This window comes from Rugosimonospora acidiphila, from assembly GCF_039543385.1.
In the GTDB taxonomy this organism is placed as follows: Bacteria; Actinomycetota; Actinomycetes; order Mycobacteriales; family Micromonosporaceae; genus Rugosimonospora; species Rugosimonospora acidiphila.
In genome coordinates this window covers 42032-57572 of sequence record NZ_BAABJQ010000008.1, presented here as the reverse complement: position 1 = coordinate 57572, position 15541 = coordinate 42032, and the positions used below count along the sequence as shown (strand labels likewise).

At 67.4% G+C, this 15541-nt stretch carries 12 protein-coding genes and 1 pseudogene; 8 read left to right on the top strand and 5 right to left on the bottom strand.

What is annotated here, in order from left to right; genetic code table 11:
- Positions 1 to 73: 73 nt before the first annotated feature.
- A complete protein-coding gene (locus tag ABEA87_RS15880) occupies positions 74 to 439 on the bottom strand; it encodes a DUF488 domain-containing protein (protein WP_345630281.1) in 366 nt (121 codons plus the stop codon).
- 92 nt (positions 440 to 531) lie between these two features.
- On the opposite strand from ABEA87_RS15880, the gene ABEA87_RS15875 reads away from it, so the two are divergent.
- On the top strand, positions 532 to 2058 hold the full coding sequence (locus ABEA87_RS15875) for a hypothetical protein (protein WP_345630279.1): 1527 nt from the start codon (positions 532 to 534) through the stop codon (positions 2056 to 2058).
- 234 nt (positions 2059 to 2292) lie between these two features.
- Here ABEA87_RS15875 and ABEA87_RS15870 read toward each other — a convergent pair whose 3' ends face one another.
- Complete coding sequence (locus ABEA87_RS15870) at positions 2293 to 2643, bottom strand: MarR family winged helix-turn-helix transcriptional regulator (RefSeq protein ID WP_345630277.1); 351 nt, start codon at positions 2641 to 2643, stop codon at positions 2293 to 2295.
- 228 nt (positions 2644 to 2871) lie between these two features.
- Between ABEA87_RS15870 and ABEA87_RS15865 the strand changes: the two genes are divergently transcribed.
- The 3 genes from ABEA87_RS15865 to ABEA87_RS15855 are packed head-to-tail and all read left to right on the top strand — an operon-like array spanning position 2872 to position 6425.
- Positions 2872 to 3459 carry a MauE/DoxX family redox-associated membrane protein gene (locus tag ABEA87_RS15865; protein WP_345630276.1) on the top strand — a complete coding sequence of 196 codons (588 nt, stop codon included), beginning with the start codon at positions 2872 to 2874 and terminating at the stop codon, positions 3457 to 3459.
- Between the two features lie 2 nt (positions 3460 to 3461).
- Positions 3462 to 3845 (top strand): hypothetical protein, encoded by a 384-nt coding sequence (locus tag ABEA87_RS15860; protein WP_345630275.1) that lies wholly within the window; start codon positions 3462 to 3464, stop codon positions 3843 to 3845.
- A gap of 30 nt (positions 3846 to 3875) precedes the next feature.
- Positions 3876 to 6425 carry a S8 family serine peptidase gene (locus ABEA87_RS15855; RefSeq protein WP_345630273.1) on the top strand — a complete coding sequence of 850 codons (2550 nt, stop codon included), beginning with the start codon at positions 3876 to 3878 and terminating at the stop codon, positions 6423 to 6425.
- Positions 6426 to 6492: 67 nt separating this feature from the next.
- On the opposite strand, the gene ABEA87_RS15850 is transcribed toward ABEA87_RS15855, so the two are convergent.
- Positions 6493 to 6681, bottom strand: coding sequence for a dienelactone hydrolase family protein (locus ABEA87_RS15850; protein ID WP_345630271.1), 189 nt, complete (start codon positions 6679 to 6681; stop codon positions 6493 to 6495).
- A 227-nt stretch (positions 6682 to 6908) separates the two neighbouring features.
- Here ABEA87_RS15850 and ABEA87_RS15845 point away from each other — a divergent pair, with 227 nt between their 5' ends.
- A complete protein-coding gene (locus ABEA87_RS15845; protein WP_345630269.1) occupies positions 6909 to 8522 on the top strand; it encodes an FAD-dependent monooxygenase in 1614 nt (537 codons plus the stop codon).
- 472 nt (positions 8523 to 8994) lie between these two features.
- Here the strand turns inward: ABEA87_RS15845 and ABEA87_RS15840 are convergent, their stop codons facing one another.
- On the bottom strand, positions 8995 to 10503 hold the full coding sequence (locus tag ABEA87_RS15840) for a tannase/feruloyl esterase family alpha/beta hydrolase (RefSeq protein ID WP_345630268.1): 1509 nt from the start codon (positions 10501 to 10503) through the stop codon (positions 8995 to 8997).
- A gap of 642 nt (positions 10504 to 11145) precedes the next feature.
- Between ABEA87_RS15840 and ABEA87_RS15835 the strand changes: the two genes are divergently transcribed.
- The 3 genes from ABEA87_RS15835 to ABEA87_RS15825 all read left to right on the top strand — a co-directional run bounded on the left by ABEA87_RS15835 (position 11146) and on the right by ABEA87_RS15825 (position 14026).
- A complete protein-coding gene (locus ABEA87_RS15835) occupies positions 11146 to 12258 on the top strand; it encodes a hypothetical protein (protein ID WP_345630267.1) in 1113 nt (370 codons plus the stop codon).
- A gap of 32 nt (positions 12259 to 12290) precedes the next feature.
- Positions 12291 to 13292, top strand: a complete 1002-nt coding sequence (locus ABEA87_RS15830; protein ID WP_345630265.1) for a hypothetical protein — start codon at positions 12291 to 12293, stop codon at positions 13290 to 13292.
- Positions 13293 to 13552: 260 nt separating this feature from the next.
- Positions 13553 to 14026 carry a hypothetical protein gene (locus ABEA87_RS15825; RefSeq protein ID WP_345630264.1) on the top strand — a complete coding sequence of 158 codons (474 nt, stop codon included), beginning with the start codon at positions 13553 to 13555 and terminating at the stop codon, positions 14024 to 14026.
- A gap of 202 nt (positions 14027 to 14228) precedes the next feature.
- Here the strand turns inward: ABEA87_RS15825 and ABEA87_RS15820 are convergent.
- Positions 14229 to 15517 (bottom strand): annotated as a pseudogene (locus ABEA87_RS15820) (IS701 family transposase).
- Between the last annotated feature and the right edge of the window lie 24 nt (positions 15518 to 15541).

Here is a 15541-nt window from a genome sequence, read left to right as displayed (position 1 = left end):
AGACAGCGCCAATGCCGTGCCCGCGAACCCGGCATCCTGGCTCCGGCCCGGGCAGTCGTCGCGGCCCGCCCGGTCAACCTCCGCCAGCAAGCAGCCGGGCGAGCACGGCCGCGTGGCTGATGTCCGGTGTGGTCGTCGCGGTCAGCAGCGTCACGTCCCTCCGGCGGCACAGCGCCCGGAGACCGTCAAGCGCCTCGGCCCGCTCCGGCTCCCGCAACTCCTCCAGGTACCGGGCGCTGAACGCGTCGAACCGCTGCGGATCGTGCCCGTACCAGTGGCGCAGCTCGTTCGACGGCGCGACCCGCTTACACCACTCGTCCAGCGCGGCGGCCTCCTTGGTCAGGCCGCGCGGCCACAGCCGGTCGACGAGCACCCGGGCCGCGCCGCCGGACGGCGGGTCGTACACCCGCGCCACCCGGACCTGATGCGTCTTCGCCACCACCCCATCTTGCACCCCTACAACATGTCCCGGCACAAACGACACCACCGCGGGACGGCGTTGCCGGCGATACTCGTGACAAGCTTGCGGGCGTGACGGAGATCGACGGCGTCGGGCAGCCCAAGTCCGGCGTGTTAGCCCTGAAACTGGAGACATGCCGTTGCGGAAACTCCGTCGCGACTTTACCGGGTGCGTACCGGGTGTGTGGTGGGAGCCGTGCCGGACAGCCGGCACGTCGCCGCGGCCTGGGCACGCCGGTTGCTCCGGTCCGTAAGGAGGTAAATGTACGAGTGACGGAACACCTGATTGCCTCGATCCGGACCGGTGATATCGAGCGGGTGCATTCGCTGCTGTGGGAGCTGCGCGATGTCGACCTGGCCGGCGAGGTCGGCAGCACGCTGCTGCGGGAGGCGGCCGTCGCCGGGCACGCCGAGATCGTCGAGCAGTTGCTCTGGTCCGGTGCGAACCCGAATCGATCCCGGTCCAGCGGTGTCGAACCGGTGAGCTGGCTCGCCGAGCACGGCGCCTGGAACGTGCTGCTCAGGGTGCTGCCGACCCACACCCACCCGTCGTTGCCGACAGTTCCCGAGCAGTCGCTGCGGGCGGCGCTTCATCTAGCCCGGGCCTGGCTGACGGTCGACCCGGAACAGGAGCTGTGTCGGCGTCTCGACGCGGTGGGCGACCCGGCGACCGTGGTCGACCGCGACCGGATGCCCGCCTGGCTCGACGGCGGCCCGATGGCGGTGCGAGTCCGCGTTCGCACCGGCGACGGCCGCCAGGACCAGGTCTGGGCGGCGCACCGGGCCGTCGTCACCTTGCTGGAAGAGAAGTTGGGCATCCTCACGCCGTGCGACGAGCTCGCCGAGCGCGCCATGCACAGCGCCGACCGCGACTCGTGGGATGCCGCGCAGGCTTATACGACGATCGTGCAGCGCGCGGAACGCGATGCCGAGGTGTTCGACTGGCTCGCCGCCCGATTGGCGCATCCCACCACTAAGGAACGGCTGTTCGCGGCCGAGATTGTGTACGGGCTCAGTTTCGACCAGCGGCCGTTCGGCGCGCGGGCCTTGGACGCACTCGCCGCCCGGCTCCGCAACGAGCCGGACCCGACGGTGCTCGACAACCTGATCGGCGCCTTCGCCGAGTACTCCATCCGCGCCCGACCCGGTACGCACCTGCTCGAAATCCTGCCGCACGCCCACCATAGCGATCCCTCGGTCCGCGCTCGGGTGGCCATGGAGCTGATCTGCGTCACCGGTTCGCGGCGCGACTCGACGCTGCCCGCCCCGGCACGCCCTCCACAGCCCGTACTGATAACGACGCTGATCGAACTCGCCGAGGACCTGGTCCCCGAAACCCGCACGGCAGCACTGGGCACCCTCGCCAATGCCTACCTCAACACCGCCCAAGTCCACGCCGTCCTCACCGCCCACTTGACCGACCCGCACCCGCCCGCGCGCATCCTGGCTGCCGTCGGACTCGCACTTCGCAATGACCTGCGCGGTCGGGAGGCGTTGCGTCGTATGGAAGCCGACCCGGTCACCGCGGTGATAGCGCGGGAGTGGTTCGCCGAACTCGACCGAACCCTGGCCCGGCAGCCACCGCCACCACAGCACTGATACAGAAATTGCACTGTCAGGGTCGATGGATTTAACAATGTTTCCGGCCTGAACCGCCAGGCGCGGCGCGGGTTGTCCCTTGACAGCGGCGGTCTCCGAACGCACGGAACGAGCGCGCAGCGCCCGCTCCTGTTACTCGCGGGCCTCGCTAGACTGTCCCGGACCCGGAGCCCCCGGCAGTGAGAACTCCCCTCGCTCGCCCATGACATTCGTGGGGCGTCACCGCTGGCCTACCTACCCTCCGCGTACGGTCACATCCGTGGCGAGGCGCCACAGCAGGGCGCGGAAGGTGGTCCGCTCCGGCTCATCGAGGGGCGGCGAGCAGTCGTTCTCGGTCCGGCACAGCCGCCGGTTGAGCTCTACAAGCAACTCTCGGCCCTTGTCGGTGACGGCGATCCGGCGTACCCGGCGGTCGGCCGGGTCGGGGCGGCGTTCGATCAGGCCGGCCCGCCCGAGGTCGTCGAGCAGGTAGGTCATCACCGTGCGGTCGACGCCGACCTGGTTGGCTATCGCCAACTGCGTGCCGAGGCCGTCGCCGGCCGCCACCGCGAGGATCCGGTACCCGCGCGACGAGCCGCCCGCCAACTCCGCCCCTATAGATTTTGAATCTAAAATCTCTTGTGCGTGATGTCAGACAGTGATACCTATCAAACGACGAGGTTGGCACGAGGAGCCGCGGATGTCGGCGTCTCGCCCCGGGGACCTGGGAGCCCCCATGGAACCGCTGGCCAGCCCGGTTCGACCTGAACCCCGGCGCTCGCAGCCAGCTGGCGCCGCCTGACGGCTTTGGTGACCGTATAGGGAAGGCCACTCGTGGGAGAGTTCCAGTTCGCCGTTCTGACGTGGCAGGGTTTCCTTCTGATCGCGGCTGCCGCCGCAAAGGTGCGCGCACCGCGTCGGTTCGCAATGGCCGTCGCCGGTTACCGGCTTGCGCCGTCCGCCTTGGTCGAGCCACTGGCATGGAGCGTTCCCGGCGTCGAAGTCATCCTCGGCGCCGGCCTTATCAGCGGTTGGCACCCGACGGTCATGCTTCGGCTCGCGGCCGCACTGTTCGCCTCCTTCGGGCTGGCGATGGCATCGGCACTCCTTCGAGGGCGCCGACCGTCCTGCGGCTGCGGTGTTGGCGAGGACAGACCCGTCAGCTGGCTGCTCGTCGCGCGGACCGGTGGCTTGGCTATCCTTGCGGGCCTGTCCAGCGCTATTCCTCCCCCTTCGAGTTCGCAGGAGCTGTGGCGCGCGACGTCGGGCTTGTCGCGTGATGCGGCACTCGCCACAGTCATCGCGCTGCTGCTACTTGGCATGACCTGGCGGGCGTTGACGGTCGGCCTTCGCGTGCACAACCGTTTGGAGGCGCTGCGGCGATGGCGGGTCCATGGATTGCTGCCTTCGGTGCGCTCGTAGTCATGGTCGTTGTGCTCACGATTCTTGTGTTGGGCGCGCTCGCCAGGGTGGACCGTGCGCTGGATGAGATCACGTCCCGGCCGCCAAGCAACGCACGCGCCGTGCTGGTACGGGATGCCAAGGATCAGTCGCCGATTCCGCCCCTACCCGCTTGGGTGGTGGTTGGCGCGACCAGCGCCACCGCGCCCAAGAGCCGATTCGAGGTCCAAGGAACGCCGTATGCCGTCGTGATCGACGGCGATGGCCGAGTCGCCGCAGTCGGGATCCCGAACAAAGCCGTCGACATCCGCCGCCTGCTAGAAGCGGCAGAACGGCACATCATTTTGTCTCGACCAGCGCGTGTAGATCATGGGGCTGGGACGCAACATGCCGCCCCGGTCCGTTAGGGATATCGACTCATCGGTAAGGAGCCGGAGATGAGCAACAAGAGGTCCGTGAATCGGCGGCAGTTTTTGCGGCGGCTGGGAGGTGCCCTTGCTGGCGGAGTAGGCGTCGCGTTGGTGCCGGCCGGGTTCGCCTCGGCATCGCCCAAGACCGGTCCGACATCGATCCCCGGCCGTAAGGGCGGCGGGTCGGCGTACCCGAGAGACCCCGGCCAGTATTCGTACCCGGGGGACCCCGGCTTTGTCGCCACGAGTCCGGGGGAACTAGAGGCCGCTAAAGCCAGTTGGGAAACGCCGGAATATGGTTACTTTGACGGCCATAATCCTGCTAATCCCGGCACAGCGGTCGATTCCCCGTGGCAGCTCGTCGCGGTGAATGCGTCCACCGCCTACGCCCTGGGATACTGCGGGCAGTGCGTCACGTTGGGCATAATGGATTCGGGCTACCGGGCTACACACGAAGCATTTCAGACCGATCTGATCAGTTCGGCGAGTGGGGCGGGCGTCTACGCCACGTCCGGCTTCTCGTATCGTACCTCGGCAACCCCGTCGAACCCGTTTACTGCTGGCGATCCGTTCACTGTGGCCGGTGATCAGGCGAGAACAAGTGACTACTCGCACGGGACCGGTATGCTTGGGGTTATCTCCGGCAAGCGCGATGGTAAAGACCAGCACGGCATCGCCTTTGGAGCGAAGATCTATGCCGCCAAGACCGGCGGCTCCGACAACATGTCCCACGGTCCCTTCCACGATTACCTGTACTTTCATACAGGCCATAAGGCCCTGGTCGACGCGGGCGCCGAGGTCATCAACGAGAGTTGGGGCCAATTTGTCTCGACTCTTGACCGAACGCGCTTTGATGGTCTCGGAAACGATCTTGGAGTCAACGGCAACCTCGCCAACGCTTATCAAGTAGGTGGCAAAGACAGCGCCAGCGCCACGGCAAACGCGGCTGTGATTCCGAACGAGTACCTGAAGGATCTGGAGTACCAGTTTTTCATCTTCAAGAAATTCTATTCGGTAGGCGGCGAGCAATACAATCCGAAGTACCCCGGGCTTTCCTTCATGGACGCCATCTGGGACGCCATTAAGGACAGCGGCACAGTCGACGTACGGTCGGCCGGCAACAACGACTGGAGCAACCCGTATTATCGCCCGGCATATCCCTTCTTCAATCCCCAGGCGGAGAATCAGTGGGTAGCTGTCGGCGGGGTGCAACCGCCCACTGCGGCCAATCCCGAATACACAAAGCAGTACGGGTATAACGAGGCGGGGCTCGCAAAATGGTGGGTCGTGTCCACCCCGTCAAACAACGTTCGTACCACGAGCAGCTCTAGTGATACTAGCTACTCAAACTCAAGCGGCACGTCCCCGGCAACGCCCGTTGCGACGGCGGTCATGGGGGTTCTGCTCTCCCGCTATCCGAACATGAACGCCAAGCAGGCGCGTGAGGTGATGCTCACCACGGCGAATAATAAGATGTCGGACGGAGTGAGATTCCTCGGCACCGGGCAAACCTCCCCCTCCGGAGCATCCATCGCCTGGACCGCTTCCGATGGTCTTCCGGACGAACGCTGGGGCTGGGGGATTCCCGATCTGGCCAAGGGCATGTACGGCCCCGGCCAGTTCCTGAGCCCCATGACCTACAACATGAATAAAGCGCCCCTGGACGTCTGGTCGAACGACATCAGTCAGATCGCGATCAAGGAAAGGGAAAAGGAAGATCTGCAGTGGCTGGCCGGCTACAAGCGGCAAGGCATTGCCTACGCCGGTGAATTCGGCCCCAACGTGCTGAACCCGGACGGCACGCTCAACGAACAGGCATTCATGCTTCAGGGCATTTTGGCTGATCCTTACATCCAAGCCATTACTGACGGCCATCCCGAGTTGTACGACAAGATCACCCATGCGGATGCCGTCAAGTGGCGCAAGGAATGGATGGATGCGCGGGCGGCCTACATTCAGCACAAGATCGACAACAAACTCTACACGGCTTCTCTGGTCAAGCAGGGCTCCGGGACGCTGGTCATGACGGGCCGCAACACCTACCAGGGCGGCACGACGGTTGAGGGCGGTAAGCTTTCGATCACCGGCTCGCACGCAAGCTCGATCCACGTCAAGGGCGGCACGCTCGGCGGCAGCGGTTCCGTGGCAGGCAGCATCGACGTCGACAGCGGCGTGCTGCAGCCCGGTCTGTCGTCCGGGGAAGCGGCGTCCGCGGCGTCCATCACCTTCGCCGACGTCACGCCCGGCAACGTCCTGCACGTCGGCGGCGACGTGACCGTCAGCCGGGCGGGTCGCCTCGCCATCACCATCTCCGGCGACCACGACTACACGAGCGTGCGGGCCACGGGTCACCTGGTGCTGGACGGCGAACTCGCCCTGGACATTCGCGCTGCCCTCACTCCGGGCACGGTACTGACGATCATGAGCGGCCACTCAATCAAGGGCAACTTCCATTCCTTGCCGGAACGGCGGATCCTGAACGCGGGCCACCACCTGTTCAGGGTGTCCTACCAGGACGGCGATGTGACGCTGACCGTCGTGCTGACGCTGCCCAGGGCAGGGTCCGGCGGCGTCTAGCCGCACGTGGCCTGGCCAGCCAGGCTCAGGTTCGCCTGAGCCTGGCTGGCCAGGCCTTCGCCCAGGTTCAGCCGCCCTGACCGCCACGGTCGACAAACCTGCCGAACCAGTCCAGAACCCGGTCGTAGGCCTGCGCCGCGGCGTTGGCGTCGTGGTTCGGGCCGGTGTCGTTGAAGAACGCGTGGTCCGCACCGGGGAAGGCGACGATCTCGTGTTCCAACCCGGCGGCCTCGACGCCCAGATGGCGACCGCACATCAGCGTTTCTGAGTTCCCTGTGTGGTCCTCAATGATTCGGGCGTTTCGCCGTTGGTACTGGTGTGGCGTGTACCACCGCGAGTCGGACGGCGCAGCCCCGTAAGGGTGGGAACCCGCTCCCCGCCATGATCAAGATATAGCGTACCGGGGGCCTTGCGGCAAGGCCCCCGGCATGCCGCACAATCGCAGACTGACACCACAGCCTGCGGAAACGAGAGCGCCGACCCATGCTGCCGTTCAATGCCGAAACACGCACAAACGCCGGGGCGGACTTCGAGCCGACGGACACCGACGTCATCGTCGCGGGCGCCGGCCCGACCGGACTGATGCTCGCCGCGGAACTCCGCCTCGCCGGAGCCCGGCCATTGGTGCTCGAACGCCGCCCCGAATTGAAGGAAACCGCAAAGGCCAACGGCCTCGGCGGCCAGATCCTGGAACTGCTCGCCTACCGGGGCCTGCTCGACCGGTTGGAGGCAATCGGCAATCATCCCCGTCACCCGGCTCTGCGATACCCGTTCGGCACCTTGCACATCGACTTCACCAACGTGCCCGAGCCCCCGCTACGCGGGATCTCGCTCTCACAGCCGAAGCTCGAGCGAGCCCTCGACGAGCACGCCCGCGAACTCGGTGCCGAGATCCGCCGCGGACACGAGGTAGCCGGCGTCAGCCAGGACGACGCCGGAGTGACCGTGCGGGTGCGGCGACCGCACGGCCGGCCGTACCAGGTCACCGCCCGATTCCTGGTCGGCTGCGACGGCCCGCGCAGCAGGGTCCGCGACCTCGCCGCCATCCCCTTCCCCGGCACCACCTACGCCGAAGTCAACCGTCTCGGACACGTCACCCTCGCCGACTCGGTGACTCAACTCGACAACGGCGACCTCGAGGTTCCCGGCCTTGGCCGCCTCAGCCCGGGCTTCACCCGCACCGAGCACGGCGTGTTCGCACTCGGCCGGCGGGCCTCCGGCGACCTGATGATCCAGACCACCGAGGCCGAGCCCGCAGACGTCGATGACGACGACTTTCCGATGACTCTCGCCGAGTTCGCCGACAGCATCCGACGCCTGCTCGGCGCACCGCTGCCGATCGCCGAGGCGACACGACTGTCCCGCTACGGGTTCCAGGCCCGGCAGGTCGCGCAGTACCGTCACGGCCGCATCATGCTCGCCGGCGACGCGGCCCACGTGTTTCCGGCCACCGGCGTGGGCTTGAACGTCGGCATGACCGACGCCGTCAACCTCGGCTGGAAGCTGGCCGCCGATATCCACGGCTGGGCGAGCGCAGGACTGCTGGACACTTATCATTCCGAGCGCCATTACGCCGGGGCACGCACGATGATGCAGACCCAAGCCCAAGTGGCACTCCGCCGCGGACAGGACCCCGCCGCCCAAGCGCTCCGGCAGCTCCTGCAGGAACTGCTCACCGACGAGCAAGCGGCCCGCCGAGTCGGCGCGCTCATCGCAGGTGCCGACCTTCGCTATCCCATGCCCGGCACCGGCCAGCACTCTTTGGCCGGAACCTCGGCACCGAATCTGGCCCTGTGCACCGAAAGCGGCCCCATGGACGTCGCCCATCTCATGCACTCGGCCCGTCCAGTTCTCCTCGACCTCGCCAACCGCAAGGAACTGCGAGAGGTCACCGCGCCCTGGCGCGATCGCATCGACGTCCAGACCGCAGAGGTGGAGATCCGCATCGACGAGACGGACGCTCGTCCGGCTGACGCTCTCCTGATTCGTCCGGATGCCCGCATCGCCTGGGCCGCTGCCGTCGACGAACCCGCCGACACCGCTATGACCTCGCTTCGCGAGGCACTCACCACGTGGTTCGGTTGCCCCTGCTCGTGAATCCGTAGCTAAAGCCAAAGTCACATTCGCCGCCTCCGGCGGCCCTCCTCTGAAAGATCGCCGCGTTGTACGCGGACTGACCCAGTTGATGGCGGCGAGCCTGCGCGCCGCAGGTCAGTTCCTACCACGAGACATCGAGTCACCGGCCATCGGCGATCGACGATGGCCTCGCGCTCGGGCACGGGGGAACGGGGACACGCATGGTTTCAATAATTGTCGCGCAGCCGCCATCCGGCAACGAGTCCCGTGTCCGCCCTCTGCGCTGCCGGCCGGGACGCAGAGGCTCTTCGCTGCCTCGAAAACAAGCTCTGTGGGCGCGGTCGCGGCGTGCTCGGCAACCGCGCCCACAGCATGAGCAGGCTGGCGCCTGCCCACCTGATTCGCCTGTCCGCCGGTCCAGCCCAGGCCCCGCCGGAGGACCTGGACCGGATCGAGGTGCTCGGCACCTGGCTGACTGGGTCCGGCGCGATGACTAGTAGCGGCCCACGTAGTGGTAGTCGGCGTTCAGGCTGCCCGGTGCGGCCTTGACCGGGGCGAGCGCGTCGAACGGCGCCACGTCCACGTCACGGATCACCTCGGTGTAGTCGGCGTTCACCGTCGGCACGTTGATCACGCCCGGGCCGATACCCTTCTCCACCCAGTCCATCAGCGGCTGAAGGAACTCCGGTACACCGATCTCCGAGGGGCTGTCCAGGTTCGGTCCGAACAGGCAGTGGTAGCCCGCCGGGATCATGTACAGCCGGGTGTAGGCGTCAGCGCCACCCCGCTTTTGCACCGCCCGGTAGTAGTCCACCGTGGAGAACGGTGGGATGAACGGATCGGCCCAGCCGTGGTACATGATCAGCTTGCCGCCGTGCGCCCGAAACGCCGACAGATCGGGGTTGTTGGCGTTGTACAGGGCGTTGCCGAGTAGGTTGAGCCGGTCGTACGTGGCCTTGGTGAACCGCACGTCGGTGAGCGTGAAGGTGTCCGGCAGCACGGTAGGGTACGCCAGGTACTTGAAGTAGTTGAAGGCGATCTTCCCGGCGTTGCCGTCCAGCGGCGACCCGGACCGGACCACGAACTGGTCGATCCAGCCGAGCTCGGACCCGTACGGCATCCCCCCGTTGTAGAGGCCGTCCGGTCCCCGATAGAACGCCACCACCGCGGCCACCTGTGCCGGCGTCAGACACGTTGGCAGGTCGACGCCCCGCGGGCAGCGCAGCGACGAGGGCTGGAAGCCGCATTGCCGCGGGTCCTGGATCACGTCGCCGCATGCGTTGACCACGGCATCGTGCAGGGCCGGGATCTTCTCCGGACCGAGGATCTGCCTCCCGTGGGCGTCCGTGTTGCGGGTGGTCACCCATGCTCCCAGCAGCGCCAGCGGCGCCTCGTTACCGGCTGGGGCGCCGGCCAGGATGCCGTCGAAGTCGGCCGGGAACCGCTGGGCCAGGTTGAGGCCCTGGCGGCCGCCGGTCGAGCAGCCGTCGAAGTACCGGTACGTCGGGCCGTGCCCGTAGTAGGCGGTCATCAGCGCGTCGGACGCCAGTCGCAGCCGGTGCTCGGACGTCAGCCCGAACTCGGTGCGGGCTCGCGGGTCGGCGCCCCACGTGGCCGGTTGCACACCTTCGGGGTCACCGGTGTGCCCGGTGTCGTCGCCGGCAACCACCAGCGTCTTGGCCAGCGCGGCCGGGCAACTGAACGCGAACAGCGGGAATGTCAGGTCGGGGACTTCGCCGCACAACCCAGTGCATCCCTGCTGGACGTACTCGCCGGTCCAGCCGCTGAGCGGCAGCTTGACGGTGAACTCGACAGCCTGGTCGAGCACGCCCTGGACCTGACAGTAGCCGTCGCTGGTGGTGGCCGAGGCGACTGTCCCCTGCGGGACGTGGGCGGAGGTGAGCCTGGCGCAGTTCAGCGTGGCCGGACCCCGGGCGGCAGCGGTCACCCCGCCCAGCACCAGTGGGACCGCGGCCAGCAGGGCCAGTAGTTTTCGGATCATCGTGATCCCTCCTTCAGGAAGGACGCTAATCATCGACGCCGATGCGGCGGATCGGTCTCCGGATCGGACCTGCCCTCATCCCCGAGACGGAGGACAGTGTCGCGATCTCCGGCCTGCCCCGCCAATGCTCGCGGCATGACAGCCCATCCACTCATCGGCAACGAGCGGACGCCCGGCGCGCGGCTCCCGCTCCATCGGTACCCGCACCTGCCGCCAGGTGACACGCCTCGTTCAGCCGGTCGAGTTCGTCAGCAGAGGCGTTCGCCAGTACGCCTGCGAGGGCGTGAGGATTATCTTGATGCTCGCGGCGCCGAACACGGCGTCGGACATGCCGGTTATTGGCGTCGCGACGCCGAATCAGGAACCGAACCCGATGGCCCAATCCCCAGCTTCACCCTCAGGTCGGGGGCCCGCTGGGTCACCCACCAGTCGGGTTGATTGTGCCGGGCAACAGATGGACGCGCCGGGTGGCGACCTCCCGGCGACGCATATCGGGCGACGTCGCATATCGGGCGGTGTCGCATATCGGGCGGTGTCGCTACTGCTGTGGGGGTCGGTGCCCCGCGCAGCTGACACCGGCCCCGGCGGCGCACGGCGTAGGATCGGGTGGAGCGGAGCGGTCGTGCGCGCGAGGAGACTGTGATGGATGGGTACGGGTTGCGGACCAGCGATGTCGAGATTGACTCGGCCGGACCGATCACGTTCGGGCCGGACGGAATTCTGTTCCTAGCCGACAATCTCGCCGCCAGAATCCTCGCGGTGGACCTGGCTGACCCGGATCGGGACGCCGACTCGGCACCGTTCGACCTGGACGACGTCGATGTCCGGGTCGGTTCGCTGCTCGGCTGCGACGCTGCCGACATCGACATCCGCGACATCGCGGTGCACTCCGGCTCGCACAACCTGTACCTGTCGGTCCAACGCGGGCGCGGCGACGCCGGCCGGGCGGTGCTGGTACGCGTCGACACCGCCGACGCCACTATCACCGACGTGCCGCTGACCGGGGTGCCCATGGCGCAGGTGGACATCGCCGACGCTCCCGCGCCCGACGACGAGCGGCTGGATGTCACGCTCCCGCTAGGCGACGAGGGCGAGGAATTGCAGGTCGGGGCGCGTACGGTGCGGATCCTACGCCGCCCCATCCGCACCTCGACCATCACCGACATGTCCTATGCGGACGGAGAGCTGCTCGTCGCCGGCCTGTCCAACGAGGAGTTCTCCTCGAAGCTGCGGCGCATCCCGTTCCCGTTCCCGGATGCCAGCGCGACCGACGGCGTCGTCGGCAACAACCTCGAGATTTTCCACGTCTCTCACGGTAAGTGGGAGACCCATGCGCCGATCCGCACGTTCGTGCCGTACCAGGACGGACGGTCCATCCTGGCCAGCTACACCTGCACCCCGGTCGTGCATATCCCGCTGACCGACCTACGTTCGGGCACCAAGGTCGTCGGTCGCACCGTGGCCGAGCTCGGCGCGGTCAACCAGCCGCTGGACATGGTCTCGTTCCGGCAGGACGGGCGGGAACACCTGCTGGTGGCCAACAGCGCGCACGGCCTGGTGAAAATCTCCTGCCAGGACATCGACGCCCAGAAGCCGCTGACCCAGCCGCACGAGCCGGTCGGCGTGCCCCGCCAGACCGAGCAGGTACCGGGTGTGATCCGCCTGGCGAACCTGGACGCCGGGCACGTGCTGGCGTTGCAGCGCACGGAGGACAGCCGGATTCACCTGCGCTCGCTGAAGACCAGCTCCCTCTGATAGCGCGCCAGCCGACCAGCGGATCATCCACTATGGAGGCGACGTGGTCGAGCAGCGGTGATCGGGACTGCATCCGGCTGTCCGGCCTCCCGGCCGGCGATATCCGGGTGTACCCGGCCTCCGCGCTCGCGCTCGGCACGGCGCCGCCGATGGCCGGCCAGCTCGTCCGCGACGGCACCGGCCTCTGCTTCATCCCCCGCTTCCCATTCGTCGCCGGAACGGCATACGCCGTCGCGGTGAACGGGGTGAGAGTCGCCGATCTGGTGCGCCCACGACCTCCCGACGCGGCCAGCACAGGCGTGCTCGTCATTTACCCCACCGCCCGCGTGGTGCCGCGTAACCTCCTGCGCTTCTATGTGTGGTTCACCGCGCCGATGAGCGAGGGCGAGGCGGCGAGGCGGGTCCGCCTCGTCAACGACGCAGGCGAGGAACTGCCCGACGCGCTGCTTCCCATGGAATACGAGCTGTGGGACCCGGAGCGGCGCCGGTTGACCGTCCTGATGGAACCAGCGCGCATCAAGCGAGGCCTCGCCGCGCACCGGGCGGTGGGGTATCCGCTGCGCACCGGTACGCCGTTCTCGCTCGAGGTCGACGCCGGGTTCCGCGACGCGAACGGACTCCCGCTACTCGGCACTACGGCCCGCCGTTACCAGGTGGACGCGGACGAGCGTCACCGGATAGACCCGGCCGCCTGGACGCTGTCGGCGCCGCCGGCCGACTCCGACCAGCCACTGCACATCGCGTTCGACCGGCCGCTGGACCACGGTCTACTCGCCCGCTGCCTGAGCGTCACCGCGGCGGACGGCCGGCTGGTACGCGGCACGGCCGAAATCGGCCCTGGGGAGCGGTGGTGGCGATTCACGCCCGACCTGCCATGGGCCCGCGCCGCCTACCGGCTCGTAGTGGACCCCGTGCTGGAGGACCTGGCCGGCAACTCGGTCGGCCACGTCTTCGACCGGGACCTGGACCGCGCCGGAGACCGGACCGGACCAAACACCCCCGTGACCATGCCGTTCCGACCGGCCCGCGGCTGACCCCCGCCCGGCGGCTGGAACCTGGCAGCGAGCACCAGCGCCGACAGCAGCGGCAGCCGGCGTCTGCCGCTGAACCCCGGCATGGATCCGACCCTTCGGTCGATGCGGTATCCACAGTTCCTCGACCGGTTCAAAGACGCCATCCGGTCAACCGGCAGGTCCTGGCCGCGGTCAACCTGATGGAATATCTACCGATGTCTATTAGTCTTTGCTAGGGTCAGCCAATGTGGATCCGCGCTTGTCCGGACAGGAGAGTGTGAATGAAACGGAAGATCCTGAGCATCGGCCTGGTCGGTATCGTGGCCGCGCTGCTGACCGCCGTCGTGGTGCCCACGTCAGCCCAGGCCGCAAACGGATCGGACACGGTCCGGGAGCAGTCGCCATCCGCCGTGTTACTCGCGGCGCCCACGACCACGCCGTCGGCGGCCTCGCGCGTGTTCCAGACGAATCGCGACTATAGCTGTCCCGTGGGCGACGCGTGCGCCGTTGTTCCCTACGCGAATGGGTGGTACATCTTCAAATTTTACAATTACGGTACTTACTACCTGAGCAATTGGTCCGGCACGGATCAGGCATTCAACAACCAGACCGGCGGCGCCGCAATGAGGCTCCAGAACAATAGTGGCGGCCAGCTCCAATGCCTGCACGGGATAATTAACCTTGTCGGAGGCTACAATCCTTCCGTAAATTGGGGTCCCGTCTATCGCATCCAGTTGACCTCCAGCCTCTGCTAACAGGAGCGGGGGTCGGTGATCACCGACGTCGCCTTGTGGGGCACCCTGATCGCCATCCCCCTGGCCGAACCATGGGCGGACCGGCGGCTGGTCGCCTGCTTCACCAGCGACCGCGATCTCTCGGACACGGCCCGCGCACTCCGCGACCATCCCCTGGCCCACGCCGACGACAAAGACGACCTAGTACTCCAGCCCGGGATCGTTATGAAGGCGATGGTCGATGGGCGAGCTGCTCGCGGCGACGGTAGTGGCTGGCACGTGCGCGGGCTTGGTGCAGGCGCCGCCATCGGGACCACAGCAGCCGGTGGGTGAGGGTGTGCGTGGTAGCGACGATTTTGGCGAACAGACGTCGGATCTCGTTAACGGTCAAGGGAGTCAGCTTCTGGTCGTCTGGCTGGGGGCGGGTGCGTTCACGGGCGGCGATAACGGTGAGGATGGCGTGCGCGAGCATGACCAGGGTGGTGTGCCGGTACCAGGAGCCCCAGCGGCGGACCTGGTGCTCGTCCAGCCCGGTGGCGTTTTTGCTGGTCTGGAAGGCGGTTTCGATGCACCATCGGGTGCCGGCGACCCGGACCAGGGTGGGCAGTGCGACGGGGGTCGGTGACCAACAGCGGTAGAACGCCAGTTCGCCATCGGAGATGCGGCGGCGTACCAGCAGCCAGTGGTGTCCTACCTGCTCGTCGGCCGGTGGGGTGAGAGCTATCCAGGCCCAGTCGTAGTCTCGTGGCCCTTTGGCGCCCGCTCCGGCGCTGTACCGGTTCCACGCCCGCCTGCTCAGCGCGGCAGCGATCTGGTCAGCGCGTTGCGGCCCGAGGGCCGGGCTGGTGGTGACCCGGTGGTTCTTGGCGACCGCGAGCACGTAGCCCATACCCCGGCTCTGCAAGTCCCGGCGCAGCCCCCGGTCGCCGCCGTAGAACTCATCCGCCGTGGCCCAGGCCGCTGGCACGTTCGCGGTGGCGGCGCGGGTCAGCATTCGCCTGGCAGGGTGATCTTTGTGGCGAACCGCGCGTGGTTGGGCACTCCGGCGGTGGCGCAGCGGGCCGGGTCGTCGGTCCAGGATCTGGGCAGGTAGACGTCCCGGTCGATCAGCGTGTACCCGTGCCGGGAGGCGTAGGCGAGGAACACCGCCACCTGGGCGTTTTCGATGCGCCCGGCGGTGCCGGTGTACTGCCTCTGGGTGCCTACGCTGGCCGACCCCTTTTTAAGATCACCCGTGTCGTCCAGGATCAGCACCCCGTCGGGGTCGCCCAACTCGTCGACCACGTAGCCGCGTACATCGTCGCGTACCTTGTCGGCGTCCCACACCGCCTCTCCGAGCAGTCGCTGCATCCGGTGTGGTGTGCGGTCTCCGGCCTGCTCCGCCAACTGCCAACACGTGCGAGTGTCCACATCGGATAACAAGCCCAGCAGGTATGCGCGGGCCCGTCGACGCGGTTCCACCCGACCGAACCGGCCCGCGATCCGGGCGAACCCGCCGTCGAACTCGGCCAACCACTCCTCAGCGGCTACGCTGTG